Annotated in this window: 17 protein-coding genes and 1 pseudogene; 3 read left to right on the forward strand and 15 right to left on the reverse strand. The window is 73.4% G+C overall.

From position 1 onward, the window contains the following. The 7 genes and pseudogenes from CG736_RS32055 to CG736_RS32085 all read right to left on the reverse strand — a co-directional run. Positions 1 to 225 (reverse strand): annotated as a pseudogene (locus tag CG736_RS32055) (hypothetical protein); the annotation flags it as partial. Positions 226 to 337: 112 nt separating this feature from the next. Next, positions 338 to 1669, reverse strand: coding sequence for a VWA domain-containing protein (locus CG736_RS32060; RefSeq protein ID WP_100589651.1), 1332 nt, complete (start codon positions 1667 to 1669; stop codon positions 338 to 340). Between the two features lie 145 nt (positions 1670 to 1814). Beyond that, positions 1815 to 2930, reverse strand: a complete 1116-nt coding sequence (locus CG736_RS32065) for a PP2C family serine/threonine-protein phosphatase (RefSeq protein ID WP_100589652.1) — start codon at positions 2928 to 2930, stop codon at positions 1815 to 1817. A 2-nt stretch (positions 2931 to 2932) separates the two neighbouring features. After that, positions 2933 to 5464, reverse strand: a complete 2532-nt coding sequence (locus CG736_RS32070; protein ID WP_100589653.1) for a serine/threonine-protein kinase — start codon at positions 5462 to 5464, stop codon at positions 2933 to 2935. Next, positions 5457 to 6806 (reverse strand): hypothetical protein, encoded by a 1350-nt coding sequence (locus CG736_RS32075; RefSeq protein ID WP_232734320.1) that lies wholly within the window; start codon positions 6804 to 6806, stop codon positions 5457 to 5459. Before CG736_RS32075 ends, CG736_RS32070 begins: the two co-directional genes overlap by 8 nt. A gap of 116 nt (positions 6807 to 6922) precedes the next feature. After that, positions 6923 to 7846, reverse strand: a complete 924-nt coding sequence (locus tag CG736_RS32080; RefSeq protein ID WP_100589654.1) for a glutamate ABC transporter substrate-binding protein — start codon at positions 7844 to 7846, stop codon at positions 6923 to 6925. Positions 7847 to 7859: 13 nt separating this feature from the next. Beyond that, entirely contained in the window at positions 7860 to 9215 is a 1356-nt protein-coding gene (locus CG736_RS32085; RefSeq protein ID WP_232734321.1) for a hypothetical protein, read from the reverse strand. A 179-nt stretch (positions 9216 to 9394) separates the two neighbouring features. On the opposite strand from CG736_RS32085, the gene CG736_RS32090 reads away from it, so the two are divergent. Continuing rightward, entirely contained in the window at positions 9395 to 9967 is a 573-nt protein-coding gene (locus CG736_RS32090; RefSeq protein ID WP_198520684.1) for a nucleosidase, read from the forward strand. 58 nt (positions 9968 to 10025) lie between these two features. On the opposite strand, the gene CG736_RS32095 is transcribed toward CG736_RS32090, so the two are convergent. The 8 genes from CG736_RS32095 to CG736_RS32130 form a co-directional block, all read right to left on the reverse strand. Then, positions 10026 to 10487, reverse strand: a complete 462-nt coding sequence (locus tag CG736_RS32095; RefSeq protein WP_052509180.1) for a hypothetical protein — start codon at positions 10485 to 10487, stop codon at positions 10026 to 10028. A 216-nt stretch (positions 10488 to 10703) separates the two neighbouring features. Further along, a complete protein-coding gene (locus CG736_RS32100) occupies positions 10704 to 11771 on the reverse strand; it encodes a MerR family transcriptional regulator (protein WP_100589655.1) in 1068 nt (355 codons plus the stop codon). A 146-nt stretch (positions 11772 to 11917) separates the two neighbouring features. Then, positions 11918 to 12937 (reverse strand): N-acetylglucosamine kinase, encoded by a 1020-nt coding sequence (locus CG736_RS32105; protein WP_100589656.1) that lies wholly within the window; start codon positions 12935 to 12937, stop codon positions 11918 to 11920. A 55-nt stretch (positions 12938 to 12992) separates the two neighbouring features. Then, positions 12993 to 14273 carry a 6-phospho-beta-glucosidase gene (locus tag CG736_RS32110; protein ID WP_100589735.1) on the reverse strand — a complete coding sequence of 427 codons (1281 nt, stop codon included), beginning with the start codon at positions 14271 to 14273 and terminating at the stop codon, positions 12993 to 12995. An 8-nt stretch (positions 14274 to 14281) separates the two neighbouring features. Next, positions 14282 to 15175 (reverse strand): carbohydrate ABC transporter permease, encoded by an 894-nt coding sequence (locus tag CG736_RS32115; protein ID WP_100589657.1) that lies wholly within the window; start codon positions 15173 to 15175, stop codon positions 14282 to 14284. 6 nt (positions 15176 to 15181) lie between these two features. Continuing rightward, entirely contained in the window at positions 15182 to 16138 is a 957-nt protein-coding gene (locus CG736_RS32120; RefSeq protein WP_100589658.1) for a carbohydrate ABC transporter permease, read from the reverse strand. Positions 16139 to 16148: 10 nt separating this feature from the next. Further along, entirely contained in the window at positions 16149 to 17510 is a 1362-nt protein-coding gene (locus CG736_RS32125; protein ID WP_100589659.1) for an ABC transporter substrate-binding protein, read from the reverse strand. A 140-nt stretch (positions 17511 to 17650) separates the two neighbouring features. Then, on the reverse strand, positions 17651 to 18841 hold the full coding sequence (locus CG736_RS32130) for an ROK family transcriptional regulator (protein ID WP_369880790.1): 1191 nt from the start codon (positions 18839 to 18841) through the stop codon (positions 17651 to 17653). Between the two features lie 304 nt (positions 18842 to 19145). Between CG736_RS32130 and CG736_RS32135 the strand changes: the two genes are divergently transcribed. Together CG736_RS32135 and CG736_RS32140 are read left to right on the forward strand one after the other, a co-directional pair. Then, on the forward strand, positions 19146 to 21773 hold the full coding sequence (locus CG736_RS32135) for an SdrD B-like domain-containing protein (RefSeq protein WP_232734322.1): 2628 nt from the start codon (positions 19146 to 19148) through the stop codon (positions 21771 to 21773). Between the two features lie 226 nt (positions 21774 to 21999). Further along, positions 22000 to 24633 (forward strand): SdrD B-like domain-containing protein, encoded by a 2634-nt coding sequence (locus CG736_RS32140; protein ID WP_232734323.1) that lies wholly within the window; start codon positions 22000 to 22002, stop codon positions 24631 to 24633. The last annotated feature ends 186 nt before the right edge of the window (positions 24634 to 24819 follow it).

Here is a 24819-nt window from a genome sequence, read left to right on the forward strand (position 1 = left end):
TGGGGCCGGGGCGAGCGGGGTGCCGCCCGCCGGGGTGGCGGGGCGGCGCGGCTCGAAGTAGCCGCCGCCCCCGGCCGGGGTGCCGGACGGCGGGGTGCTGCCCGGTCCGGCCGGCGGGTACCCGCCGCCGTACTGGGCCTGCGGCGCGGCAGGCGCGCCGGGGCCGCCGGGCTGGGCCGGCGCGGACGGGAATCCGGGGATCGCCAGTCCGGGCGGCGGGGTCATCGGGAATCCGCAGTAGTCGCACCAGTCCTCGGCCTGAGACTCGTGTCCCCTAGGGCAGATCGGCATCAGGTCCCCCACACTCCAGCAGGTTCGGGTCCGGCGGGTGTCCGGCTCACTTCTTCACGCGTACGGTCTTGGTCGATCGGGTCTCGAGTGTCATCGAGTCGGCCTCGCTCACGTTCTTACGGAACCGAACGGTACCCTCCCTGGCGTCGACCACGTCCACCACCTTCTGCAGCAGCTTGAGCGTGCCCTCGTTGCCGCCCGCGTGGGCGAGGCGGACGGCGGCGCCGAGTTTGGCGGTGGCGCGGTCCAGGTCACCGGCCCGGTGGGCCTCCATGCCGTCGCGGATCGACTCGGCGAGTTCGGCCTGGCCGGTGTAGTGCGCGACCTGGGAGTTGATCCGGGTCGAGGAGGCCAGGTCGTCGGTCCACACGGCGCGCACCAGGCCCTGGCCGAGCACCTCGGCGGTGCCGTCGGGCTGCGGCAGCACCAGGCTGACCCGGGCGGCCAGCATCTCGTTGCCGACGGCGGCGGCCGGGACCTCCACGCACACGTGGTAGTCGCGGGACTCGTCGCCCCAGGACCCGGTCGGGTAGTCCCCGGCCCGCGGCCCGGCCGCGGCGCGGCGCGCGGTGAGGTCCTCGACGGCGGGTGCGACCTGCTTGACGAACTTCACCTGCGCGTTGGCGGGCGTCCACACCCGCAGCGCCACGTCGGCGACCTGCTTGTCCATGGTGTCGGCCATCATGGCGCGGAAGTCCTCGGCGAGGCCGGAGGGTTCGGCGACGATGTCGACGGTGCCGAGCAGCGCGGAGGATATCTTCCGCAGCTCGGCGACGTCCCAGTCGGTGCCGACGCCCCGGCAGTCGGCGGTGAAGGCGCCGGTCGCCGCGTCCAGGGCGCGCTGCAGGTCGGCGGGCTTCTCGTGCTCGTTGCGGCCGTCGGTGAGCAGGACGGCGTGCCGGATCGACGCCTGCGGGTGCGAGTCGAACAGCTGCCGGGCCTTGCTGATCCAGGTGCCGATCGCGGTGCCGCCGGACGGCTTGAGGCGGCGCAGCGCCTCCTTGGCGTGGCCGCGGGTGTACTGGCCGACGACGGCGAGCCGGCCGTTGCCGGGGAAGACGTCGACGGCCTCGTGGGTGCCGGCCACCACGGCGAACGCGACGCCGTCGCGCAGCGTGTCGATGGCGGCGGCGGTGGCCTCCCGGGCGTGCCGCATCTTGGTGTTCGGGTGCTCCATCGAGCCGGAGCAGTCGATCACCAGCACCACGGCGGCGTCCGTCCCGGCGGCCGCGCCGAGCGGCCGCCCGCCGGAGGTGCCGCCGCCGGTCGCGGTCACCGTGACGATCGCGTTGACCTCCCGGGATCCCTGGGCCAGGTACTCGTTCTGGAAGACGTCGACGTCGAATCTCGGCGTGCCGGGCTTGGACAACGAGGCCATGCGGTGGGCTCCTGTCGGACGGTCGGAAGTCGGGCGGTCGGAAGGCAGGCAGTCGGAAGTCGGACGATCGGAAGTCGGACGATCAGACGGACGGTCCGGAATCGGGCGGCCGGCGAGGCGATCGGGAGCCGGTCGGCGGGAGGGGTCAGCTCGCGGCCGGTTCGGCGGCCCGGCGCAGCGGCACGGTGGCGTCCTCCTCTGCGGCGCGCGGCAGCGGGACGTCGAGCAGGGTGGCGTCGTGGGCGGCGGTGGCGACCGGCGGGTCGATCGGCAGCACGGCGACGGTGATGTTGTCGTGCCCGCCGCGTTCGACGGCGAAGCCGACCAGCGCCCGGGCGGCGGCCAGCGGTTCGGTGCGGGCGTCGGCGCGGACGAAGAACGCCAGGTCGGTGGCGGCCTCGGCGTAGTTCCACAGGCCGTCGGTGCAGATCAGCAGCACCCCGGGGACGTGCGGGGTGAAGCTGACGGTGTGCGGGTCGAGGTCCTCGGCGTCGGCGCCGAGCCAGCCGGTGATGGCGTGGGCGCGCGGGTCGGCGTACGCCTCGGCCTCGTCCATCAGCCGGGCGGCGACCATCCGGGCCGCCCAGGAGTCGTCCTCGGTGAGGCGGTACGGCTCGGCGGACTCCCGGTCGTCGGGGATCCAGTAGGCGCGGGTGTCGCCGACCCAGCCGATGGTGACCAGGCCGGCGGCGCTGACCGCGCTGACGTAGGTGCAGGCGGGCGCGTTGTTGTGGCGGCCCGGCTCGGCGGGGGTGCCGTCGTGGGCGAGCGCGGTGACGGCCCGGTTGGCGGCGCCGATCGCCTCCCGCATGGCCTGGCCGGGGTCGCGGCCGGCCTGCAGTGCGGCGAGCAGCGAGTCGGTGGCGGCGGTGACGGCGGTGGCGGACGCCTCGTCGGGGCGGGCGGAGGAGGAGACGCCGTCGCAGACCACGGCGACCACGGCGGGCGTGCCGTCCGGGGCCTCGGCGGTGGCGACGCCGAACGCGTCCTCGTTGCGGTGGTGGCGCAGGCCGCGGTCGGAGACCGCGGCGACGCCCGTCACCTCGCGTTCCTGGTGGTCGCGGGCGCGGGGCTGGGCGTGCCCGCAGCCCTGGCACCAGCCGTCGGCGAGCTCGGTGGAGCCGCAGTTCGGGCAGCTGGGCACCACCGGCAGGTCGCGGAGGGTCGGCGGCCCGGTCAGGGCAGTGCCGCAGGCCCCGCAGAAGGCGTCCTGGGGCCCCAGCGGTTCGGCACAGGTCGGGCACTCGGTCTGCTGCGGCATGTTCACACCCACGTCCGGGGGCGGGCCCGGTTGGCCCGTTCCACCCACTCGATCCTTTTCTCGGCACGGTCGGTCAACCGAGCCAACACCCGGTAGGAGTGTTCCAGGGCAAGCCGCAGTTCCCGTTCCGCGGCGGGATGTCCCAGCACGGTCAGCGTGGCGGGCTTCCCCGCGGCCCCGGCGAGCACCCAGTCGAGGGCCGTCCCCAGCACCTCGGCGGCGAGTTCCGCACGTCGCCGGGCGTCCAGCGCGAGGGCCGTCAGCTGGGCGGAACTGTCGGTGAGTTCGGCGGCCAGCGCCTCGGTGGCGGCGCGGCCGCGCAGCCGGGCGCGGACCGCGCCGATCCGGGCCGCGGTGTGGTGCGTGGAGCTCTCCGGCACCGACTCCAGCGCGGCGACCGCGCCCGGCCGGTCGCCGGCCCGCAGCCGGACCCGGGCCAGCCCGAACGCGGCGCCGACGAACGACCGGTCGGCGCCGCCGACCAGTCCGTAGTGGGCGGCGGCCCGCCCGTTGTCGTCGAGCAGTTCGGCACAGACCGCGAGCGCCAGCTTGGGCGCGGCCTCGCCCGGGAAGGCGTCGTATACGGCGTCGAAGGCCTCCGCGGCGGCCTCGGCCCGGCCGGCGGCGAGCGCGGCCAGTCCGCGGTACCACACCACCCGCCAGTCGCCGGGGTGTTCGGTCTCCAGGGCGGCCAGCGCCTGGCCGGCGGTGTCGTCGTCGGCGAGTTCCAGGTGGGCGCGCACCACCCGCAGTCGCAGCTCCGGGGAGTCGGCGCCGGCCGCGCGCAGTGCGGTGAGAGCCTCGGCGGGGTCGGCGGCGGGCAGCGCGGACAGGAAGCCGGCGTTGGGGTCGGCCGGGTCGACCAGTGGCGCGGGCAGGGCCAGCGCGGCGGCCCGGGCGTCCGTCGGCTGTTCGCCGAACTCGGGGTCCACGACCCGCAGTTCCGGGCCGAACAGGGTGGAGACGGCGGGCCGGGGCCGACCGTCCTGGCGGCTCAGCACCTCGCGCAGCACGCCGGTGAGCTGGCCGGCCATCTCCTCGGCGGAGGCGAACCGGCGGGCCGGGTCCGGGTCGGTGGCGCGCAGCAGGAAGCGGTGGAAGGACTCGTGGCGGGCGAGCAGCTCGGCCTCGTCCGGGCCCGGCAGTTCGTGCCGCCGGCGGTCGGTCCAGCCGGGGAAGTCGAGGGTCAGCACGGCCAGCGTGCGGCCCACGGTGTACAGGTCGGAGGCGGGGGAGGGCCCGTCGGTGGCGATCTCCGGGGCCTGGTAGCCGACCGTGCCGTAGATCGGCCCGTCGTCGTCGTGCCGGCGCACCGCGCCCAGGTCGATCAGCTTCAGGGTGTCGTCCGACTGGATCACGTTGTCGGGCTTGAAGTCGCAGTACACCAGCCCGCGGGCGTGCAGGTGGCCGAGCGCGGGCAGCGCCTCCAGCGCGTACGCGACGGCCTGCTCGACCGGCAGCGGCGCCCGCCGGCCGTCCGGGGTGCGGCGTTCGGCGGCGATGTCCTTGAGCGACTTGCCGCCGACGTACTCCATCACGATGTAGCCGTCGGCGGCGGCCGTGCGGGCGTCGGGGTGCTCGACGAAGTTGATGATCCGGACGATGTTCGGGTGGTCGACCTCGGCCAGGAAGCGGCGCTCGGCGATCGCCACCGCCAACGCGTCCTCGTCGCCGCTGTCCAGCAGGCCCTTGAGCACCACCCAGCGGTCGTTGACCCGGCGGTCGACCGCCAGGTAGATCCAGCCGAGCCCGCCGTGCGCCAGGCAGCCCATCACCTCGTACTGGCCGCCGACCAGATCGCCGCGCACCAGCTTCGGGGTGAACGAGTACGGGGTGCCGCACTTGGTGCAGAAGCCCTCGGGGCGGCCGGGGACGCCGTTCTTCTCCCGGCCCACCGGGTGGTCGCAGCGCGAGCAGAACCGCCGGTTCTCGGGGACCTGCGGGTCCGTCAGCACGGCCTTCGACGGGTCGGCGGTCGGCACCGGCGGCACCGTGACCAGGCCCGCGCCGAGGTTGCCGCGCCGGCCACTGGCGCCGGTGCCGCTCCGGGAGCCGCGCACCGAGACGGAGCGGCCGGAGGAAGTGCGCGGCGAGGAGGCGGACGCCGAGGACGCCGGGGCCGTGGCGGTGCCGGCGGTGGTGGCGGGGGCCAGCCCGCACTCGGTGCAGAAGCCGTCGGCGTCGATCTCGCCGTCGCAGTCGGGGCGGCCGCACGGCCCGCCGACGGCGGGGGCCGCGCGCGGGGCGGGGACGGAGACGGGGACGGGCGCGGCGGCGGCGGTGGTGCGGGCGAGTCCGCACTCGGTGCAGTAGCCGTCGGCGTCGATCTCGCCGTCGCAGCCGGCCCGGCCGCAGGCTGCGGACGCGACGGATGCCACGGACGCGACGGATGCCACGGACGCCACCGATGCCACGGACGCCGCCGACGCCGCGGTGCCGGTGCCGGTGGCGGCCGGGGCGAGACCGCACTCGGTGCAGTAGCCGTCGCCGTCGATCTCGCCGTCGCAGCCCGGACGGGCGCATGCCTCAGCCATCGGTTTCCTCCCCCTCGGCACTGTCCTCGGTCTGCGGTGCGGGCTGCCGTTCCGGTGCGCGCAGCGCCTGCTGGAAGCGGGCGACGGCCTCGGCGCCGGCCCGCAGGTCGCAGGGGGCGCTCCAGAGCAGCCAGCGGGCCTTCTCGAAGCGTTCGACCACCTCGGGGTCCTCGGCCAGGCCGAGCCGGGCGGCCATCGCCTTGTACGCCTCCAGCCGGCCGCGCAGCTCGGCCCGGACGGCGAGTGGCTGGGCGACCTCGGTGAGCGCCTGCCGGGCCCGGCCGAGCTCCTTGGCTGCGGCGTTCTCCAGGGCGTCCAGCAGCGGGCCGAGCCGGTGCCACTGGCCGGTCTGCTGGTAGTCGACGGCCTGCCCGATCGCCTCGCGCAGCGCGGACGCCGGGCCGGGCACGGCGGGCACCTCGGTGGCGGCGATCTTCGCCAGCACCTCGCCGCGGGCCCGCCGTGCCTCGGCGAGCGTCAGGTCGGCGCGCTGGAGCAGGTCGGCGACCTGCTGGAGGCGTTCGTGGGACTCGTCGCGCAGCCGCAGCAGCCCCTCCAGTTCGACCCGGATGTCGTCCAGGGCGCGACCCATCCGATCGAAGCTCCCGGTGTCGACGGCACCGGTGGGGGAGGCCCAGGCAGCGTCCTCGGCACCCCGGCCGCGCTGCGCGGGGACCCGGCTCGGCCGCCACAGGGACAGCGGGTCGGCCACCACCTCGGCCCGGAGCGCCGTCAACTGCCCGGCCAGCTGGTCGAGATCGTCGGCCAGCGGGTGCGCGCCGGAGCGCACGCCGACGGAGAGCGCGAGCATCTGCACCCGGCCGAGTTCGGCGAGCAGCAGGTCGATCCGGGCGGGCAGCGCCGACCACACCGCGTCGACCGCGCTGACCACTTCGACCACCACGGCGTACCAGCCGTTCATCCGCTCCAGCAGCTCGGTCAGCGTGACGCGTTCCACCAGCCGGGCGGGCACGCCGAGTTGACCGGCCGCTTCGGGGAGCCGGCCGCCGGAGACGGCGACCGCGCGGCCGGAGAGCAGTTCGCCGAGCTCGGCGAGTTCGGCGGCGGTGGGCCGGGTACGGCGCGAGCGGACCGCGCGGGCCGAGGCGAGCGCCTCCGCGTACCGGTCGAACAGCGCCCACAGCAGGGCCATGCCGCCCTCGGCGACCGCCCAGCGCTCCCGGGTGCGCCCGGACAGTTCGGCGCCGGTCAGCAGCCGCAGCCCGGGGTGGTCCTGGAGCGCCAGCAGTGCCGCCTCGACCGCGTCGCGCTCGGCGCCCAGCTGCGCCAGCGCCCGGTCCACCTGCTCACGGTTCATCACCGGGCGGGTCCCTCCGGCCATCGCGGTTCCTCCTCTCGGCCACGCATGCGGTGACGGGGCGTCGGCCCGTCGGCGGCAAGTCTCCCCGACGCCCGGTGCGGTGCGGACGGCGGTCCCCCGACGTCGCGCCGGGCGGGTCACGGCAGGTACGGGTCCGGGGCCCCCATGGTGTCGCGCAGCCAGTGGTCGTAGGACGCCCGCCAGCTGCCGTCGGCCTGCCGGTCGGCCAGCACCTGGTTGACCCAGGCGATCAGGTCGGTGTCGTTCTGGTTCATCGCCACCCCCATGTACGCGGGCAGGAACGGCTCGCCGACCATCTCCACCATCGGGTCCTGGGCGACCTGGGCGGCGGCCAGCTCGATGTCCGTCAAGGTGGCGTCCACCTCGCCGAGTTGCATCCGCACCAGGCAGTCCAGCTGGCTCTCCAATGCGAGCACCGAGACGGTGCCGTGCGGGTTGCGCTTCAGCTCGGCCTCCGAGGAGGAGGTCTGCGCCACGCACGCCCGCTTGCCCTTCAGTGCGCCGTCCAGCGTCGTCGCGTGCGCGGCCTTCGGCACCACCGCCCGCTGGGCGACCCGGAAGTACGGGACGGAGAAGGCGATGTCCTTCTTGCGCTCGCAGGTGATGGTCATGGTGCGGGCGATCAGGTCGACCTCGCCGTTCTTCACCGCCTCGACCCGGCGGGGGGTGGGCACGGTCTTCAGGGTGATCCGGTCGGGGTCGCCGAGCAGCGACTTGGCGAGGGCGTGCGCCAGGTCGAGGTCGAAGCCCTCGATCCGGCCGGTCTGCGGGTTGCGGAACCCCCAGTGGTAGCTGTTCTGGTCGACGCCGACGATCAGCGTGCCGCGCTCGCGGATCTTGGCGATCTTCGCCCCGACGGTCTGCCGGGGCGGCAGCGAATCCGTCGGGTCGCAGGTGTCGGCGGGCGCCGCGGGGGCTGCCGGTGCTTCGAGCGCGGCCCGCGGCGCGGGCCCGCCCGCGCCGTCGGCGCTGCCGGTGCCGAGCACCCCGGCCGCGAGCACTGCCGCCGCCACCAGGAAACGTGACCTTGCCGTGCGCATCCTTCGTCCCCCTCTACCGGTACTCGGCCAGTCGGCGGCCGATGCCGCGCAGCACGGCGGCCGCGCCCAGCACGGCCAGCACGCCGGCGGCCACCGCCTGCCCGGCCAGCACGCCGTCCACGCCGCCCGCCCGGCGGGCGAACGCGTCCTGCTCGGTCTGCGCGGCGGCCGCCCACTTCCCGTCGGCGGCTCGGAACGCGGCGTCCGCGGTGTCGGTGCCGCCCGCCGTCAACGTCCGTTGCAGCGCGGCCTCGTAGTCGCCGGCCGAGTTCTTCGCGGCGGCGTCCTTGTGCCGGTCCTGCCACTGCCGGTACGCGTTTGCGGCGTCGGTCAGCGGGCCGATCGTCGCGGGATCCGCGCCGGCCACCAGCCGGGTGACCGAACCGGGGGTGCGCACGTCGGCGTCGAGCGCGGCGGCCAGGCCGTCCCACTGCTTGGTGTACCTGTCGCTGGCGCCGCGGGCCACCAGGTCGAGGTTCTCCGCGGTGTGCGCCTGGAGTGCCGTGATCCGCACCTGGTCCAGCTCCCGCAGCGGCCGGGTGCCGTAGGAGCGGCTGCCCGCCAGGTCGCCGCTCGCCGTCGCCGTGCCCGCCAGCAGCCACAGCAGCGCGGCCAGCACCGCCAGTGAACCGCCCAGCAGGCCCGGGTTGAACACCCGGTTGGTGCGCCGGAACAGCAGCACCTGGTAGCGGACCAGTGCGGCCAGCGCCAGTGCGCCGAGTGCCAGCGCCGTCCACGGGACGGCCCCGGCGGTGCGGTAGTCGGCGTCCAGGCCGGCCGATTCGGCGTCGGCCAGGCGCTGCGCCTGCGGCAGGACGGTGCCCTGCATCAGGTCGGAGGCGTACCGCAGGTAGGCCCCGCCGAGCGGCAGGCCCTGGCGGTCGACCGCCCGGGCGGTCTCCACCAGGCCCGCGTAGCGCGGCAGTTGCCGGTTGAGCTCGGCGAGCGCGGACTGCGACTCGGCCGAGTCGCCGCTGCGGCCCGCGGCCTCGGCCAGCAGCCGGGCGGCGGTCGCCAGGTCGTCCTGGTAGCGGGCGCGGACCTCGGCGGGCTCGTTGCCGGCCAGCAGGAATCCGGCGGCGGCGGTCGCGTCGGCGTCCGCCAGCCGGCGGTAGATCTCGGCGGCGTCCTGGCTGAGCGGGCCGCCGACCGACACCACCTGCCCGGCCGCCCGGGAACGGTGTGCGGACTGCCACACCGCGACCGCGCCGAACAGCAGCACCAGTGCGGCCAGGACCGCGCCCGCCGCGCGCAGCCGCCCCGGCGGGGTGGCCGCCGCCCGGCGCAGCCGCGCCACCGGCCCCGGTCCGCGGGCCGCGGGCGGTGCGACCGCGCCCGCCTGCTGCTGTGCCACCGTCGGTGCTGCCACCGTACGACCTCCCCGTCCGACGTCCCCCGTCATCCCGCAGTATGGCGGTCCGCGGCCGCCACCACACCCGAGTTGAGCGGGAGTTGATCTCTTCGTGTCCGTCCGGACGGTGTGCGGTCCGCGCCCGCTGCGACGCCCGTTCGGCATCGGGCGGTTCCGCCCCTCGTAAGCTGGACGCCATGCGCCTGATCGGAACCGTGACCCCCGACCGCCCCCTGCTCGTCCTCGCGCTGCCCGAGGAGGCCGCGCACCTGGACGCCGGACTGCCGGTGCTGCTGACCGGAATGGGGAAGGTCAACGCGGCGGCCGCGCTGGCCACCGTGCTGGCGGGCGGCGCGCGGCCGTCCGAGGTGGTCAACCTGGGCACCGCCGGGGCGCTGCGGCCCGGCCTGGCCGGCACCCACGAGATCGGCCGGGTGCTCCAGCACGACCTGGACACCCCGCTGCTGGAGCAGCTCGTCGGCCGCCCGCTGGACGGCCCGGTCGACCTCGCCGCCGACGGGCCGGTGCTCGCCACCGGCGACCGGTTCGTCTCCTCCGACGCCGACCGCGACCGGCTCGCCCGCACCGCCGACCTGGTGGACATGGAGGGCTACGCGCTCGCCACCGTCGCCCGCCGCGCCGACGTGCCCGTCCGGCTGGTCAAGCACGTCAGCGACGAGGCCGGCGACGGCGCGGAGTTCAGCTGGCAGGAGTCCGTGGACGGCTGCGCCCGGCTGCTCGCCGAGTGGGCCGCCGCGCACCTGCGCTGACGGGCCGTCGAACGCGAAGCGCCCGTCCGGACCTCCGGGCGGGCGCTTCGGCGTCGGATCAGGCCTGGTACGGGTTGTAGGCCGGCTGGCCCTGCGGCGGGACGGCCGGGCCGCCGCCGAACAGGCCGTTGACGAAGGTGTCCAGCTCGTTGCGCCAGTAGCGGCCGATGTTCAGGCGGGTCGGCTTCGGCTCGCCCGGGAACTGGAACTTCAGCGAGCTCCACAGGGTGGCGCGGTTGACGTCGGTGATCGCCGCGCGGGCCTGGTCCAGCGGGATCACGTGCACCAGTTCCTGCGGACGGTTGCTCATCCGGGAGGCGCGGTGCACGGTGACCACCCGGTGGGTCAGGGTGACGAAGTAGTACTTCACGAACAGCTGGCCGATCAGGCCGAGCTGGCTCATCAGCCACGGGCTCGGGCCCGAAATGGTGTGGAAGGTCACCACCGGGCGGTCGTTCGGCTCGATGGCGGCGATCGCCGCGGCGACCTGCTCCTGCATGGTGGACTTACGGATCGCCATCTGGCGTCGGCTCCCGGTCTCCCCGCGCACCCCCGTCGGACACGCTGTGAGTGCGCGACGCTAGCGGCCCCGCGCGGTGCCGTTCAACGGACAGAACGGGGCATCCTGCGCAGGTCGTCGAGATTTTCCCCAATCGAAACACGTACCCGGAACCTGTCCCTTCCATGACGTACCGTCAGCTGCGCGGAGCCGCATCCGCCCGGGTGGATCGGCCGGTCACTCGTCGACCACGACGTCCGCGACCGCGCAGGCGATGTTGTCCGGCCCGCCCGCCCGGTTGGCCGCCGCGATCAGCTGCTGCACCGCCTGTTCCGGCGCCGCGACGGTGCTCAGCACGGTGTGCAGGGCGTCGTCGGCGACCCACCGGGACAGGCCGTCCGAGCAGAGCAGGTAGCGGTCGCCCGCGCGGGCGGTGTGCAGCGACACGTCGGGCCGGTTGTCGCCCGACCCGGTCAACGCCCGGACCAGCAGGGCGCGTTGCGGGTGCGAGGCGGCCTCCGCCAGGGTCAGGCGGCCGTCGTCGACCATCGACTGCACCAGGGTGTGGTCGTGGGTGATCTGGAACAGTTCGCCGCCGCGCAGCAGGTACGCGCGGGAGTCGCCGATGTGCACCAGGGCGAGCTGCGGCTCCGACCACAGCATCGCCGTCAGCGTGGTCCCCACCTCCGGGAGGTCCGAGGCCTCGCCGACCCTGGCGTCGATCCGGGCCACCGACTCCTCCAGGACGTTCAGCAACTCCCCGGCGGGCAACCGGAGTTCCTTCAGCGCCTCGATCGCGGCGGCGCCGGCCGGGCCGCCGCCCCCCTGCGGGCCCATGCCGTCGGCGACGGCGATCAGCCCGGCGTCGGCGTAGGCCGTGTCGTCGTTGCGCGCGCGGACCAGGCCCGCGTCCGTCCGTGCCGCGTACCGGATGCGCAGGGCGCCCGTCGTCGGGTGGTTCGTCATGGTGGTGGCCTTCCCCGAGAGGTGGTCGACGAGGAGGGCGGCGAGCTCCCGGCGGGCCTCGGTCTCGGCCAGCACCGACTGCCAGTATCGGGCGACCTCCTCGGCCGCCCGGGCGGGCTCCAGGCCGAGCACCAGCCGGATCCGGGCCAGCGGCAGGCCGAGTCGGCGCAGCCACAGCACCAGCCGGGCCTGCTCCAACTGTCCCGGCCGGTACCGCCGGTAGCCCGTCACCGGGTCCACGTGGGCGGGCCGCAGCAGCCCCAGTTCGTCGTACAGGCGCAGCGCCTTCGGCGACAGCCGGGCCGCCCGGGCGAACGCTCCGATGGTCAGCAGCTCCATCCCCGCCTCCTCGTGCCGGACCGGTGTCCGGCACCCCCGATGCTGGGCCTTCCCCGAAGGTGAAGGTCAAGCCCCGGATCCCGGGACGCAGAACGCCGCCGGTGGGAGCAGAAAGCTTCCTGCTCCCACCGGCGGTCGACGGCGCGTCAGACCGCCACCGGGTGGACGGTGGGGTAGGCGGCGCGCAGCCGGTGGTGGGCGGCCGGGTCGGCGTCGAGGTGGTCGAGGCCGAGCAGGGCCGCGCCGAGGACCGGCGGGGCGACCACGATCCGCGGTTCGGCGAGCGGGGCGGCGGCGGCCAGCCGGGCCGTCAGGTTGTCGATCAGCAGCGGGTGCCGGGAGGCGAGCACACCGCCGCCGAGGACCACCGGGACGGGCCGGTCGAGCAGGTCGAGCCGGGTCAGCGCGATGGTGGCGAACCGGACGATCTCGTCGGCCTGCCGGTCGACCAGCGACAGCGCGATCGGGTCGCCGGCCTCGGCGGCCCGGAACAGCACCTGGGAGACCTCGTGCAGCCGGGGCAGGGCGAGCTGCCCGAGGTGCATGGCCTCGGCGACGGCGTTGGCCCCGGCCAGGCCGAAGTGCGCGCCGATCATCGGGGAGAGCAGGGTGGGTTCGCCGCGCCCGTCCTCGGCCCGGGCGGCGTACCACATCGCGGCGTCGGCGAGTCCGCCGCCGCCGCCCCAGTCGCCGGTGAGCTTGCCGAGCGCGGGCCAGCGGGCGGTGCGCCCGTCGGGCCGCAGGCCGACGCAGTTGATGCCGGCGCCGCACACCACGGCCACGCCGAGCGGCCCGTCGGTGCCGGCCCGCAGCAGGCCGAAGGTGTCGTTGGCGACGTGCACGGACGGCGCCCAGCCGTGCGCGGTGATCGCCTCGTGCAGCCGCTGCTCCTCGACGGGCAGGTCGGCGTTGGCCAGACAGGCGCTGACGTGGCTGGTCAGCGGCCGCCCGCCGGGCCGGAGCGGGACGCCGGCCTGCCGGGCGACGTCCTCGACCAGCGGGGCGAGCGCGGCGACCGCGGCCTCGAAGCCGGTGTTCTGCGGCTGGAAGCCGCCGCCGCGGGCGGTGCCGAGGACCTGCCCGTCGGCGCCGACCAGGGCGAGGTCGGTCTTGCTGTTGCCGGCGTCTATCGCGAGGACGCCGGGCAGGTGTGCGACGTGGCTCATCGGCCGGTCTCCCCGTGGTGGTGCCTGTCGGTACTGGTCGTTCTCATGCCGGCGGTCACGCCCAGCTCAGGTGGTCGCGGTTGTGCGCGAGCAGCCGGTCGGTGAGCTGCTCGGCGAGTTCCAGCTGGCCGACCAGCGGGTGGGCGAGCAGCGCGTCGAAGACCCGGTCGCGGCCGCCGCGCAGGGCGGCGTCCAGCGCCAGGTGCTCGTACGCGGTGACGCCCGCGATCAGGCCGGCGTACAGCGGCTCGACGGGCCGCTGCGGCAGCGGGCGCACGCCGGCGGCGTCGACCTCGGCCGGGACCTCGATCACCGCGTCGTCGGGCAGGAACGGCAGCACCCCGTCGTTGCGGGTGTTGACCACCTGCACGGTGGTGCGGCCGTCGGTGCCGAGCAGCGAGGCGATCAGCTGGACGGCGGCCTCCGAGTAGAACGCGCCGCCGCGCTTGCCGAGCAGCTCGGGCTTGGTGTCGAGCGCCGGGTCGGCGTACATCTCCAGCAGCTGCGCCTCGATGGCGGCGACCTCGGCGGCCCGCGAGCCCTTGACCTTGAGCTCCTCCACCACCAGGTCGTGCTGGTAGAAGTAGCGCAGGTAGTAGGACGGGACGACGCCGAGCCGCCGGATCACCGGCTCGGGCAGGTGCAGGTCGGCGGCGATCGCCGCGCCGTGCTCGGCGAGCAGCTGCGGCAGCACCTCGCGGCCGTCGGCGGCGTTCGGGGCGTCGAGCAGGGTGACGCCGCGCTCCCAGGTGAGGTGGTTCAGGCCGACATGGTCCAGGCGGACCAGCTCCGGGTCGACGCCCAGGTGGGCGGCGAACTTGCGCTGGAAGCCGATCGCCACGTTGCACAGGCCGACGGCCTTGTGGCCGGCGGTCTGCAGGGCGCGGGTGACGATGCCGACCGGGTTGGTGAAGTCGACGATCCAGGCGTCCGGGTTGGTGCGGCGGACCTGCTCGGCGATGTCCAGCACCACGGGGACGGTGCGCAGCGCCTTGGCGAGGCCGCCGGCGCCGGTGGTCTCCTGGCCGACGCAGCCGCACTCCAGCGGCCAGGTCTCGTCCTGGTTGCGGGCCGCCTGCCCGCCGACCCGCAGCTGCAGCAGCACCGCGTCGGCGCCCTGCACGCCGGCGGTGACGTCGGTGGCGGTGGAGACGACGGCGTCGTGGCCCTGCTTGGCGAAGATCCGGCGGGCCAGGCCGGCGATCAGCTCCAGGCGGTCCACGGCCGGGTCTATCAGCACGAGTTCGCCGATCGGCAGGGTGTCGCGCAGCCGCGCGAACCCGTCGATCAACTCCGGCGTGTAGGTGGAACCGCCGCCGACGATTGCCAACTTCAGTGCGGACATCAGCCCTTGACCCCTGTCAGTGTGACGCCTTCGATGAAGGCGCGTTGCGCGAAGAAGAACAGAACGATCACCGGCGCCATCACCAGCAGCGTGGCCGCCATGGTGAGGTTCCAGTTGGTGTGGTGGGCGCTCTTGAAGGACTCCAGGCCGTAACTCAGCGTCCAGGCGCCGGGGTTCTCGCTGGCGTAGATCTGCGGGCCGAAGTAGTCGTTCCAGCAGTAGAAGAACTGGAACAGCGCGACGGCGGCGACGGCGGGTCTCGCCATCGGCAGCACCACCCGCAGCAGGGTGCGCAGTTCGCCGCAGCCGTCGATCCGGGCGGCCTCCAGGTACTCCCGGGGAATCGTCAGCAGGAACTGCCGCAGCAGGAAGATCGAGAACGCGTCGCCGAACGCCATCGGGACGATCAGCGGCCACAGCGATCCGGTCAGGTGCAGCTGCTTGGCCCAGAACAGGTACATCGGGATGATCGTGACCTGCGGCGGCAGCATCATCATCGACACCACCGCCATCAGGGCCAGGTTGCGGCCCCGGAAGCGGAACTTGGCGAGCGCGTACGCCACCGGCAGGCTGGAGACGACGGTCAGCGCGGTGCCGGCCGCCGCGTACAGCAGGGTGTTGCGCCACCAGGTGAGGAAGCCGGGGGTGTGCCACACCTTCGAGAAGTTCGACCACTGCCAGCGGGTCGGCCACAGGTCGGAGGTGAGCGCCTGGTGGTCCGTCATCACCGAGGTGAGGAACAGGAACACGAACGGCAGCAGGAAGAACAGCGCGGCGGCGATCGCCAGCGCGTGCACGGCCACCCAGTGCAGGGCGGCCCGGCGGCGGGCGGTGCGGGCGGCGGCGGGGGCCGGGGCGGCGGCCTCGCGCGGCAGGGCGGGGGCGAGGGTCATCGGGGATCAGTCCTCCGCCAGGAAGCCGGACCTGCGGCGCAGCAGGAGCGAGGTGAACGCCATCGAGAGGGCGAGCAGGACGACCGCGACGACGCAGGCCGAGCCGTAGTCGGACTGGTGGAAGGCGAGGTTGTAGACCATCTGCGGCAGCGTCCAGGTGGAGCCGGACGGGTAGCCGGGCTCGAACTGCTGCCCGGAGCCGCCGATCACGCCGGAGGCGACCTTCCCGGCGACGATCGCCTGCGTGTAGTACTGCATTGTCTGGATCACCCCGGTGACCACCGCGAACATCACGATCGGCGAGATGTTCGGCAGGGTGACGTACCGGAACCGCTGGAAGGCGCTCGCGCCGTCGAGCTGGGCCGCCTCGTACTGCTCCTTGGGGACGTCCAGCAGCGCCGCCATGAAGATCACCATCAGGTCGCCGATGCCCCACACGGCCAGCAGCGTCAGCGCCGGCTTCGACCAGGCGGGGTCGTTGAACCAGCCCGGCTGCGGCAGGCCCAGTTCGCCCAGCAGGTGGTTGACCGGGCCGGTGCCCGGGTTCAGCAGGAACGCGAACGCCATGGTGGCGGCCACCGGCGGGGCCAGGTACGGCAGGTAGAAGGCGGTGCGGAAGAACCCCGCGCCGGACTTCACCTTGGTGATCAGCATCCCGATGCCGAGGCCGAACACCACCCGCAGGCCGACCATCACCACGACCAGCCACAGGGTGTTGCCGAGGCCGGTCCAGAACGACGGGTACGTGGTGAGGACGTAGTCCCAGTTCCGCAGGCCGGAGAAGGTCGGCGCGCGGAACCCGTCGTAGTGCATGAACGAGAAGTAGACCGTCGAGACCAGCGGGTACAGGAAGAAGACCCCGAACCCGATCAGCCACGGGGACAGGAACGCCAGCGTCCTGGCCGCCTCCCGCCGGCGCTTGGCCCGCAGCGCCGGCGGGACGGGGGAGCTCACGAGTGCCATGGCGCGCCCGTCACTTCTTCGCCTGGTCGACCGCGGCGTCGATCTCCTTGGCGGTGGCCGTGAGGCCCGCCTTCAGGTCGGTCTGCCGGCCGGACTCGACCTCGAAGCTGAAGTTCTGCAGCGAGATCTGGTAGGCGCCGCCGTTGACGCTGGCCGGGGTGGTCGAGGAGTTCGGGTTGCGGGCGATGTCCAGGAAGGTCCTGGCGTTGGCGTCGGCCTGGAGCTTCGGCGAGTCCAGTGCGGCCAGCGTGCTCGGCACGTTGTGGATCGCGTTGGCGAAGGACACCACCGCATCGGTGTCGGTGGTCAGGTACTTGACGAACTCCCAGGCCGCGGTGCGCTTCTTGGAGCCGTTGGCGACGCCGATGATGGTGCCGGTCTGGTAGCCGCGGCCGTAGGTGGAGGCCAGCTCGTCCGGCACCGGGAACGGCGCGGTCGCCCACTCGAAGGACGGTTTGTCGTCGGCCAGCGCGGCGGCCCGCCACTCGCCGTCCATGCTCATCGCGACCTGCCCGGTGGCGAACGGGTTCTTCGAGCTGAACTCGTCGCCGAAGGTCGTCCGGTACTTCTCCAGCTTCTCGAACCCGCCGAGCCGGTCGACGAGTTGCTTCTGCCAGGTCAGCGCGGCCGCCACGGTCGGGTCGGTGGCCACGCTGGACCGGCCGTCCGGGCCGAAGTAGCCGGAGCCGTACTGGCCCAGGTAGTGCGCGATCGGCGTCTCGTAGCCGTGGTAGTTCGGCAGGAAGCCGAGCTGCTTGAACGAGTCGCCGTCCGGGACCGTCAACTTGACGGCGTCCTCGGCGAATTCGCTGAACGTCTTCGGCGGGCCGCTGATCCCGGCCTGCGCGAACGCGGTCTTGTTCCAGTACAGGCCGTAGGCGTCGCCGAGCAGCGGCAGCGTGCACTGGTTGCCCTGGTACTGGCTGTACTGGAGCATCGCCGGCGGGAAGGTCTTCGCCGGGTCGATGCCGTCCTTCTTCATCAGCGGCCCGAGGTCCGCGAACACCTGCGAGGAGCAGAACTTGCCGACGTTGTCGGTGCTGAACGAGGACACCACGTCCGGCGCGTCCGGGCCGCCGGCCCGCAGCGCCTGCTCGCTCTTCTCGTCGGAGATGTTCTCCCGCACCTTGACGTGGATGTTCGGGTGCAGCTTCTCGAAGGCGGCGACGTTGTCGTTGATCGCCTTCATCTCGGAGTCCTGGTTCCAGCCGTGCCAGAAGGTGATCGTCACGTCCTGTCCGGCCGCCGAACCGTCCTCCGCGCCGTCGGAGTTGGTGCCGGTACAGGCGGAGGCCAGGACGGCCGTGCAGAGCGCGGCGGCGAGCGCGGCCAGCGGGCGGCGGACGAGCGGGGAGCTGCGGGTGGTGTCCACGGATGGCACTCCTGACGGGGGTACGGACGCAGGCCGGTGGGGCCCGGCGCCCGTGCGGGGTGAGGGGAGAGCGGGAACGTGCGGATCGGACGTGCGGCTCGGACCCGCTCGGACGGGGCCGGGCCGGTGTGCTGCCCGGTTCAGCGGGTGCTGAACAGGGCGTCCCGGCTGCTGGCCAGCGCGCGCTGCAGCGCACCGGCCAGGACGGGCGAACCGGGGAGGGCGGACAGCCGGACCTCCGGCCGGGGGATCGACATCCGGCCCAGCGCCTGCTGGACCAGCTCCCGCAGGCGCTCGCCGCCGGCGGTCGGCGTGCCCCCGGAGAGCACCACCAGTTCCGGGTCGACCACCGAGGCGATCACCGCCAGCCCGACCGCCAGCCGCTCGGCGAGCTCCGCCAGGAAGGCCTCCCCCTCGGGGGCGTCCAGGGCCGCGGCCACCGCCTGCGCCGCGTCGGCGCCGCGCAGCCCGTGCGCCCGGGCCAGCGCCAGCACCGCCGGCTCGCCGGCCAGGTCCTGGAACCCGCCGGAGTGCTTCCGGCGGGAGTTCAACGACACCGGCGCGCCCGGCACCGGCATGTAGCCGACCTCGCCCGCGCCGCCGGTGAAGCCGCGGTGCAGCCGGCCGGCCAGCACGATCGCCGCGCCGATGCCCTCCTCGGCCCACAGCAGCACGAAGTCCTCGCACCCGGCCGCCGCGCCCACGGACTGCTCCGCCACCGCGGCCAGGTTCACGTCGTTCTCGATCGACACCGGCGCGCCGATCGCCGTCGCCAGCTCCTCCAGCAGGCGCGGCGAGTGCCAGCCCGGCAGGTGCGAGGCGTACCGCAGCTTGCCGGTCACCGGGTCCGGCGCGCCGCCGATCCCTATCACCGCCTCGCGCAGCGAACCCGGCGGGAGCTGCGCGCGGCGCACCGTCTCGGCGACCGCCTCCGCGACCCGCTCCACCGTCGTCGCCGCCGGCCACCCCTTGCAGGACACCTGGTGCTCGGCCAGCGTCACCCCGGTGATGTCGGCCACCGCGACCCGCACCGTCGTGCTGGTCACGTCCAGCCCCGCGACGTACCCGGCGGCCGGATTCACCTGGTACAGCTGCGCGTTGGGCCCCGGCCCGCCCGCGGTCGTCCCCACCGGCACCACCAGGCCCGCGGCCTCCAGCCGGGCCAGCAGCTGGGACGCGGTCGGCTTCGACAGCCCGGTCAGACTCCCGATCTGGGTGCGGGACAATGGGCCGTTGGCGAGCAGCAGTTCCAGCGCGGCACGGTCGTTTATGGCCCGGAGCAGACTGGGCGTGCCGGCCTGCGGGGAACGGGGACTCTTCTGGGTGGTCACGGGCCCGATCATCCTCCATCCGGTGACACCGACGCGGCCAACTGTTAGGAAAGTTTCCAATCGTCGGGGCGCGATGTCAACGGTCGGATGCGTGTTCGTTACCGGAGTGTCGGCAGGGGTGTGCGGAGCGGCTGCGGATACCGGCAACTGACGGATCGTCAGTCAGCTTGTCAACAAAGCGCGTTACTCCTTTGTGGGGAAAGTGGAGGGCGTTGTTCCGAAGCCCGGTCGCCGCCGCTACCCTCCGACTCATCGTGTGTCCGCTCCGGGGGGAGCGGGCGCCGACAAGGAGGAGGGGAGGAACGTGCAACTCAGGAAGAGCGGATTTCGACGCTCCGCCGCGCTGGCGGCGTTACTCGCGGCGGGGATCGCCACCGGTCCGGCCGTCTCCGCACCGGCCGCCACCGCGGACGGCTCGGTGACGGTGCAGGTGGTGCGGGCCGTCGACGAGAGCGGAACGTGGTCGGGCTCGGCGCTGGAGCCGGGGATGGCCGGCGTGACGGTGACGTTGACCGGCCAGGACGGCGCGGTCAGCGCCGGAGTGACCGCCGCCGACGGCACCGTCACGCTGAAGCCCGCCAAGGCGACGGCGAGCGGCAAGTACCGGGTGGACGTGGTCAATCCGAAGCCCGGCGTGCTGTACCCGGCGTTCGCCGCCCGCGAGGGCCTGGCCGCGCCGAACGGGCTCAGCAGCAACACCGAGTTCGTCGACCTGTCGGCGGGCAAGCAGGCCACCTTGATCACCGGTCTGTGGAACCCGTCCGACTACTGCCAGCAGAACGCCCCGCTGGCCACCGCCTGCCAGCCCTCGGTCGCCGAACCGGCCGGCAAGCGCACCCTGCTGACGTTCCCGTACCGGTCGCGCGGGATGAACCAGAACGTCACCGACCTCAGCACCGTCGGCGACGTCGGCAACGTCTACGGCATCGCCTGGAACCGGGACGACAAGCGGCTGTTCAGCTCGGCCCAGGCCAAGCGCGACGCGCCCTACGGCCCCGGCGGACCGGGCGCGATCTACGTCACCGACCCGACGACGAAGGCGACTTCACTGTTCGCCACCGTCCCCGACGTCGGCGCCACGCCGCACACCGGGAACGGCGACGTCGGCTACCTCACCGCCGCCGGCAAGGAGAGCCTGGGCGGGCTGAAGCTCAGCGAGGACGGCCGCGACCTGTACGTGGTCAACCTCAACAACCGCAAGCTGTACCGCTACGACGCCACCGCGGCCACCGCGTCCGCGCCGAAGGCCGTCTACACCGTCCCGACCCCCGCCTGCCCGTCCGGGGCGAACGACTGGCGGCCCTACGGCCTCGGCATGCAGGACGGCGTCGGCTACCTCGGCGGCGTCTGCTCCGGCGAGTCCACCCAGCAGCTCGGCGACCTGCGGGCGGTCGTGCTGCCCTTCGACCCCGCCACCGGCGACTTCGGCGGGGCCGTGCTGAACCAGCCGCTGGACTACCGCGGCGCGCCCCCGGCGCCCTGCGCGGGTTACTACTGGTACCCCTGGATCAACACCAAGCCGGCCACCGCGAACTGCTACTACTACGGCCAGCCCGAACTCAGCGAGATCGGCTTCGAGACCGACGGCTCCATGCTGCTCTCGTTCCGCGACCGCTACTCGGACCAGGCCAGCGGCACCGGGGTGCCGGGCGCCGACTTCATCGCCAACGCCGCCGCCGCCGACCTGAACAAGGCCTGCAAGTCCGGTGACACGTACGTGATGGACGTCAACCTCGGCTGCGGGATCACCACCCGCGGCAAGGGCTTCTTCGACACCCGCCGCCTCGGCCACACCTACGCGACCTTCGCGGGCATGGCGCTGTCCAAGGTGGAGTCGTCCATCGCCACCTCCGGCTACGACGTGCTGGAGCACGCGTACTCGGCCGGCACCATGTTCACCCTGCGCACCGGCGGCCGGGACCCGGGACAGGGCAACGAACTCTCCAACGGCACCGCGAGCTTCGGCAAGGGCGCCTCGATGGCGGACCTCGAAGTGCTCTGCGACCGGGCGCCGCTGCAGATCGGCAACCGGGTCTGGTACGACCCGGAGCGCTCGGGCCTGCAACTGCCGCAGCAGAAGCCGGTCGTGGGCGCGACGGTGAACCTGTACGACGCCGACGGCAAGAAGGTCGGCACGGCGAAGACCGCCGCGCGCGGCGAGTACTACTTCGACGACACCAATGTGACGGGCGGTCTGAAGCCCCACACGGCCTACACCATCCGGCTCGACAACGCCGCCGACTACGCGAAGGGCGGCCCGCTCTACCACTGGGTCCCGACCACGGCGAACGTCGGCGACGACCGCCTGATCGACTCCGACGGCACCGTCCCCAAGGGCGGCACCTACGTCGAACGGGCGCTCACCACGGGCGGCCCGGGCCAGAACGACCACAGCTTCGACTTCGGCTTCGTGCAGCAGCAGGGCGCGCTGCGCCTGGTCAAGCACGACCAGGACGGCAAGCCGCTGCCCGGCGCCGTGTTCCAGCTGTGGCGCGAGACCAACGGCACCGACGGTCTCCAGACCGACGGCGACAAGGCGGACACCAAGGTCGGCGATCCGTGCACCACCGGCGGCGACGGCGCCTGCGCCGGCGAGGTCGACAAGGGCACCTACTACTGGCAGGAGGTCACCCCGCCCAAGGGCTACCAGACGCCGGAGCAGCCCGTCCTCGGCCCGGTCGTCCTCGACGACGACCACTTGGACGACGGCATCACCACCACCGCCGTCAACAAGCTGATCCCGCCGCCGCCCACCACCCCGGCACCCACCCCGCCGGCGACGCCCACCCAGGCCCCGACGCAGCCGTCGGGCGGCCTGGCCTTCACCGGCACGAACGAGACCGTCCTGACGTACACCCTGGTCGGCGGAGCGGTCCTGCTCGTCGCCGGCACGGGTCTGCTGATCGCGGTTCGGAAGCGCCGCGCCGCGTGACGACACGGCACTGACGCACGGCCCAGGGGCCTCGGGACACTCTCCCGGGGCCCGTCGCACATCGCAGGTGTTGACGAGTCGTCAACCATGGTGGTTAGCAGACCGGTTACGCATCGCGTCCCAAGTGGAGGGCGCTGTTCCGTAGTTCGGCCGGTGCCGCTACCCTCCGACTCATCGTGTGCCCACTCCGGGGGGAGCGGGCGCCGACGAACAGGAGGGGAGGAACGTGCAACTCAGGAAGAGCGGTTGTCGACGCTCCGCCGCGCTGGCGGCGTTACTCGCGGCAGGGATAGCCGCCGGCCCGGCCGTCTCCGCGCCGGCCGCCACGGCGGACGGCTCGGTGACGGTGCGGGTGGTCCGCGCGGTCGACGAGAGCGGGACGTACAGCCCGGTGCTGAACCCGGGGATGGCCGGGGTGACGGTGACGTTGACCGGTGAGGACGGTGCGGTGCGGACGGCGGTGACGGCGGCCGACGGCACAGTGACGCTGAAGCCTGCGAAGGCGACCGCGAGCGGCAAGTACCGCGTCGAGGTGGTGAATCCGAAGCCGGGCGTGCTGTTCCCGGCCTTCGCGTCCCGCGAGGGCCTGGCCGGTGCGCCGGACAAGCTCAGCAGCAACGAGGAGTTCGTCGACCTGTCGGCGGGCAAGCAGGCGACGCTCACCACCGGTCTGTGGAACCCGGCCGACTACTGCCAGCAGAACGCCCCGCTGGCGACGGCCTGCCAGCCCTCGGTCACCGACCCGGCGACCAAGCGGACGCTGCTCACCTTCCCGTACCGCTCCCGGGGCGTGAACCAGGACGTCACCGACGTCGGCACCGCCGGTGACACCGGCAACGTCTTCGGCATCGCCTGGAACCGCGAGGACCGGCGGCTGTTCAGCTCGGCCCAGGCCAAGCGCGACGCGCCCTACGGCCCCGGCGGACCGGGCGCGATCTACGTCACCGACCCGACGACGAAGGCGACGTCACTGTTCGCCACCGTGCCGGACGCGGGCAGCACGGCGCACACCGCCGGCGGAGACGTCGGCTTCTTCGCCGCCCCGGGCAAGGAGAGCCTGGGCGGGCTGAAGCTCTCCGAGGACAGCCGCGACCTCTACGTGGTCAACCTCAACAACCGCAAGCTGTACCGGTACGACGCCACGGCGAAGACGGCGGAGAAGCCCAAGGCCGTCTACACCATCCCGACGCCGGACTGCCCGTCGGCGGACGACTGGCGGCCCTACGGCCTCGGCATGCAGGACGGCGTCGGCTACGTCGGCGGCGTCTGCTCCGGCCAGTCCACCCAGAAGCTCGGCGACCTGCGGGCGATCGTCCTGCCGTTCGACCCGGCCACCGGCACGTTCGGCGCGGCCGTGCTGAACCAGCCGCTGGACTACCGAGGCGCGGCCCCGAGCACCTGCAGCGGCTACTACTGGTACCCGTGGAAGGACAGCAAGCCGACCGACGGCGCCTGCTGGTTCTACGGCCAGCCCGAGCTCGGCGAGGTCGGCTTCGAGACCGACGGCTCCATGCTGCTCTCCTTCCGCGACCGCTACGGCGACCAGGCCAGCGGCACCATGGGCGCCGACTACGTGTTCGCGATCGCCTCCGCCGATCTCAACAAGGCCTGCAAGGCCGGCGACTCCTACGTCATGGACGTCAACCTCGGCTGCGGGATCACCACCCGCGGCAAGGGCTTCTTCGACACCCGGCGCGTCGGCGACGTGCACGCCTACGCCACCTACGCGGGCCTGGCCCTGTCCAAGGTGGAGTCGTCCATCGCCACCTCCGGCTACGACGTGTTCAACCACGCGTACACGGCCGGCACCATGTTCACCCTCCGCAACGGTGCGCAGGACCCGGGCTTCGGCAACGAACTGTCCACCGAGAACTCGCGGTTCGGCAAGGGCGCGGCGATGGCAGACCTCGAAGTGCTCTGCGACAAGGCGCCGCTGCAGATCGGCAACCGGGTCTGGTACGACCCGGAGCGCTCCGGTCTGCAACTGCCGCAGCAGAAGCCGGTCGTGGGCGCGACCGTGAACCTGTACGACGCCGACGGCAAGAAGGTCGGTACCGCGAAGACCACCGCGCGCGGTGAGTACTACTTCGACGACACCAACGTCACCGGCGGCCTCAAGCCGAAGACCGCGTACACCATCCGGCTCGACAACGCCGCCGACTACGCGAAGGGCGGCCCGCTCTACCACTGGGTCCCGACCAAGGCGAACGTCGGCGACAACAAGGCGATCGACTCCGACGGCACCGTCCCCAAGGGCGGCACCTACGTCGAGCGGGCACTGAAGACCGGTGGCCCGGGCCAGAACGACCACAGCTTCGACTTCGGCTTCAGCCAGCAGCAGGGCGCGCTGCGCCTGGTCAAGAACGACCAGGACGGCAAGCCGCTGCCGGGCGCGGTCTTCCAGCTGTGGCGCGAGACCAACAAGACCGACGGCCTCCAGACCGACGGCGACAAGGCGGACACCAAGATCGGCGAGCCCTGCACCACGGCCGACGACGGCACCTGCACCGCCCCCGCCGTCGACAAGGGCAGCTACTACTGGCAGGAGGTCACCCAGCCCAAGGGCTACCAGACCCCCGAACAGCCCGTCCTGGGCCCGGTCGTGCTGGACGACGACCACTTGGACGACGGCATCACCACGACCGCCGTCAACAAGCTGATCCCGCCGCCGCCCACCACCCCGGCCCCGACCCCGCCGGCGACGCCGAGGCCCACCCAGGCCCCGACGCAGCCGTCGGGCGGCCTGGCCTTCACCGGCATGGACGACACCGCGCTGACCTGGACCCTGGTCGGCGGAGCGGTCCTGCTGGCGGTCGGCACCGGAATCCTGATCGTCGCCCGGAAGCGCCGCACCGCCTGACGCCCGAGCACAAACGCACGACCGAGGGGCCCCGGGGCAATTTCCCGGGGCCCTTTCGTCCGGTCGGCGGTGGCGAGAGTGCTGTTCGTGGGCCTACGAGCGGTAGCTTTCCGGCATGGCGCCCGGGCCACTGAGTGAGCGTCAGCCACTGGAGTTCGTAAGGCCGTTGCGGAAGTGGAGGACCAA

The organism is Kitasatospora sp. CB02891 (assembly GCF_002803145.1).
In the GTDB taxonomy this organism is placed as follows: domain Bacteria; phylum Actinomycetota; class Actinomycetes; order Streptomycetales; family Streptomycetaceae; genus Kitasatospora; species Kitasatospora griseola.

What these genes read in the sequence shown, in the direction of transcription:
- CG736_RS32075 (WP_232734320.1), bottom strand. Translation starts at nt 6,806, where the DNA reads ATGGCCGGAGGGACCCGCCCGGTGATGAACCGTGAGCAGGTGGACCGG.
- CG736_RS32095 (WP_052509180.1), bottom strand. Translation starts at nt 10,487, where the DNA reads ATGGCGATCCGTAAGTCCACCATGCAGGAGCAGGTCGCCGCGGCGATC.
- CG736_RS32105 (WP_100589656.1), bottom strand. Translation starts at nt 12,937, where the DNA reads ATGAGCCACGTCGCACACCTGCCCGGCGTCCTCGCGATAGACGCCGGC.
- CG736_RS32065 (WP_100589652.1), bottom strand. Translation starts at nt 2,930, where the DNA reads ATGCCGCAGCAGACCGAGTGCCCGACCTGTGCCGAACCGCTGGGGCCC.
- CG736_RS32070 (WP_100589653.1), bottom strand. Translation starts at nt 5,464, where the DNA reads ATGGCTGAGGCATGCGCCCGTCCGGGCTGCGACGGCGAGATCGACGGC.
- CG736_RS32080 (WP_100589654.1), bottom strand. Translation starts at nt 7,846, where the DNA reads ATGCGCACGGCAAGGTCACGTTTCCTGGTGGCGGCGGCAGTGCTCGCG.
- CG736_RS32120 (WP_100589658.1), bottom strand. Translation starts at nt 16,138, where the DNA reads ATGGCACTCGTGAGCTCCCCCGTCCCGCCGGCGCTGCGGGCCAAGCGC.
- CG736_RS32100 (WP_100589655.1), bottom strand. Translation starts at nt 11,771, where the DNA reads ATGGAGCTGCTGACCATCGGAGCGTTCGCCCGGGCGGCCCGGCTGTCG.
- CG736_RS32115 (WP_100589657.1), bottom strand. Translation starts at nt 15,175, where the DNA reads ATGACCCTCGCCCCCGCCCTGCCGCGCGAGGCCGCCGCCCCGGCCCCC.
- CG736_RS32090 (WP_198520684.1), top strand. Translation starts at nt 9,395, where the DNA reads ATGCGCCTGATCGGAACCGTGACCCCCGACCGCCCCCTGCTCGTCCTC.
- CG736_RS32060 (WP_100589651.1), bottom strand. Translation starts at nt 1,669, where the DNA reads ATGGCCTCGTTGTCCAAGCCCGGCACGCCGAGATTCGACGTCGACGTC.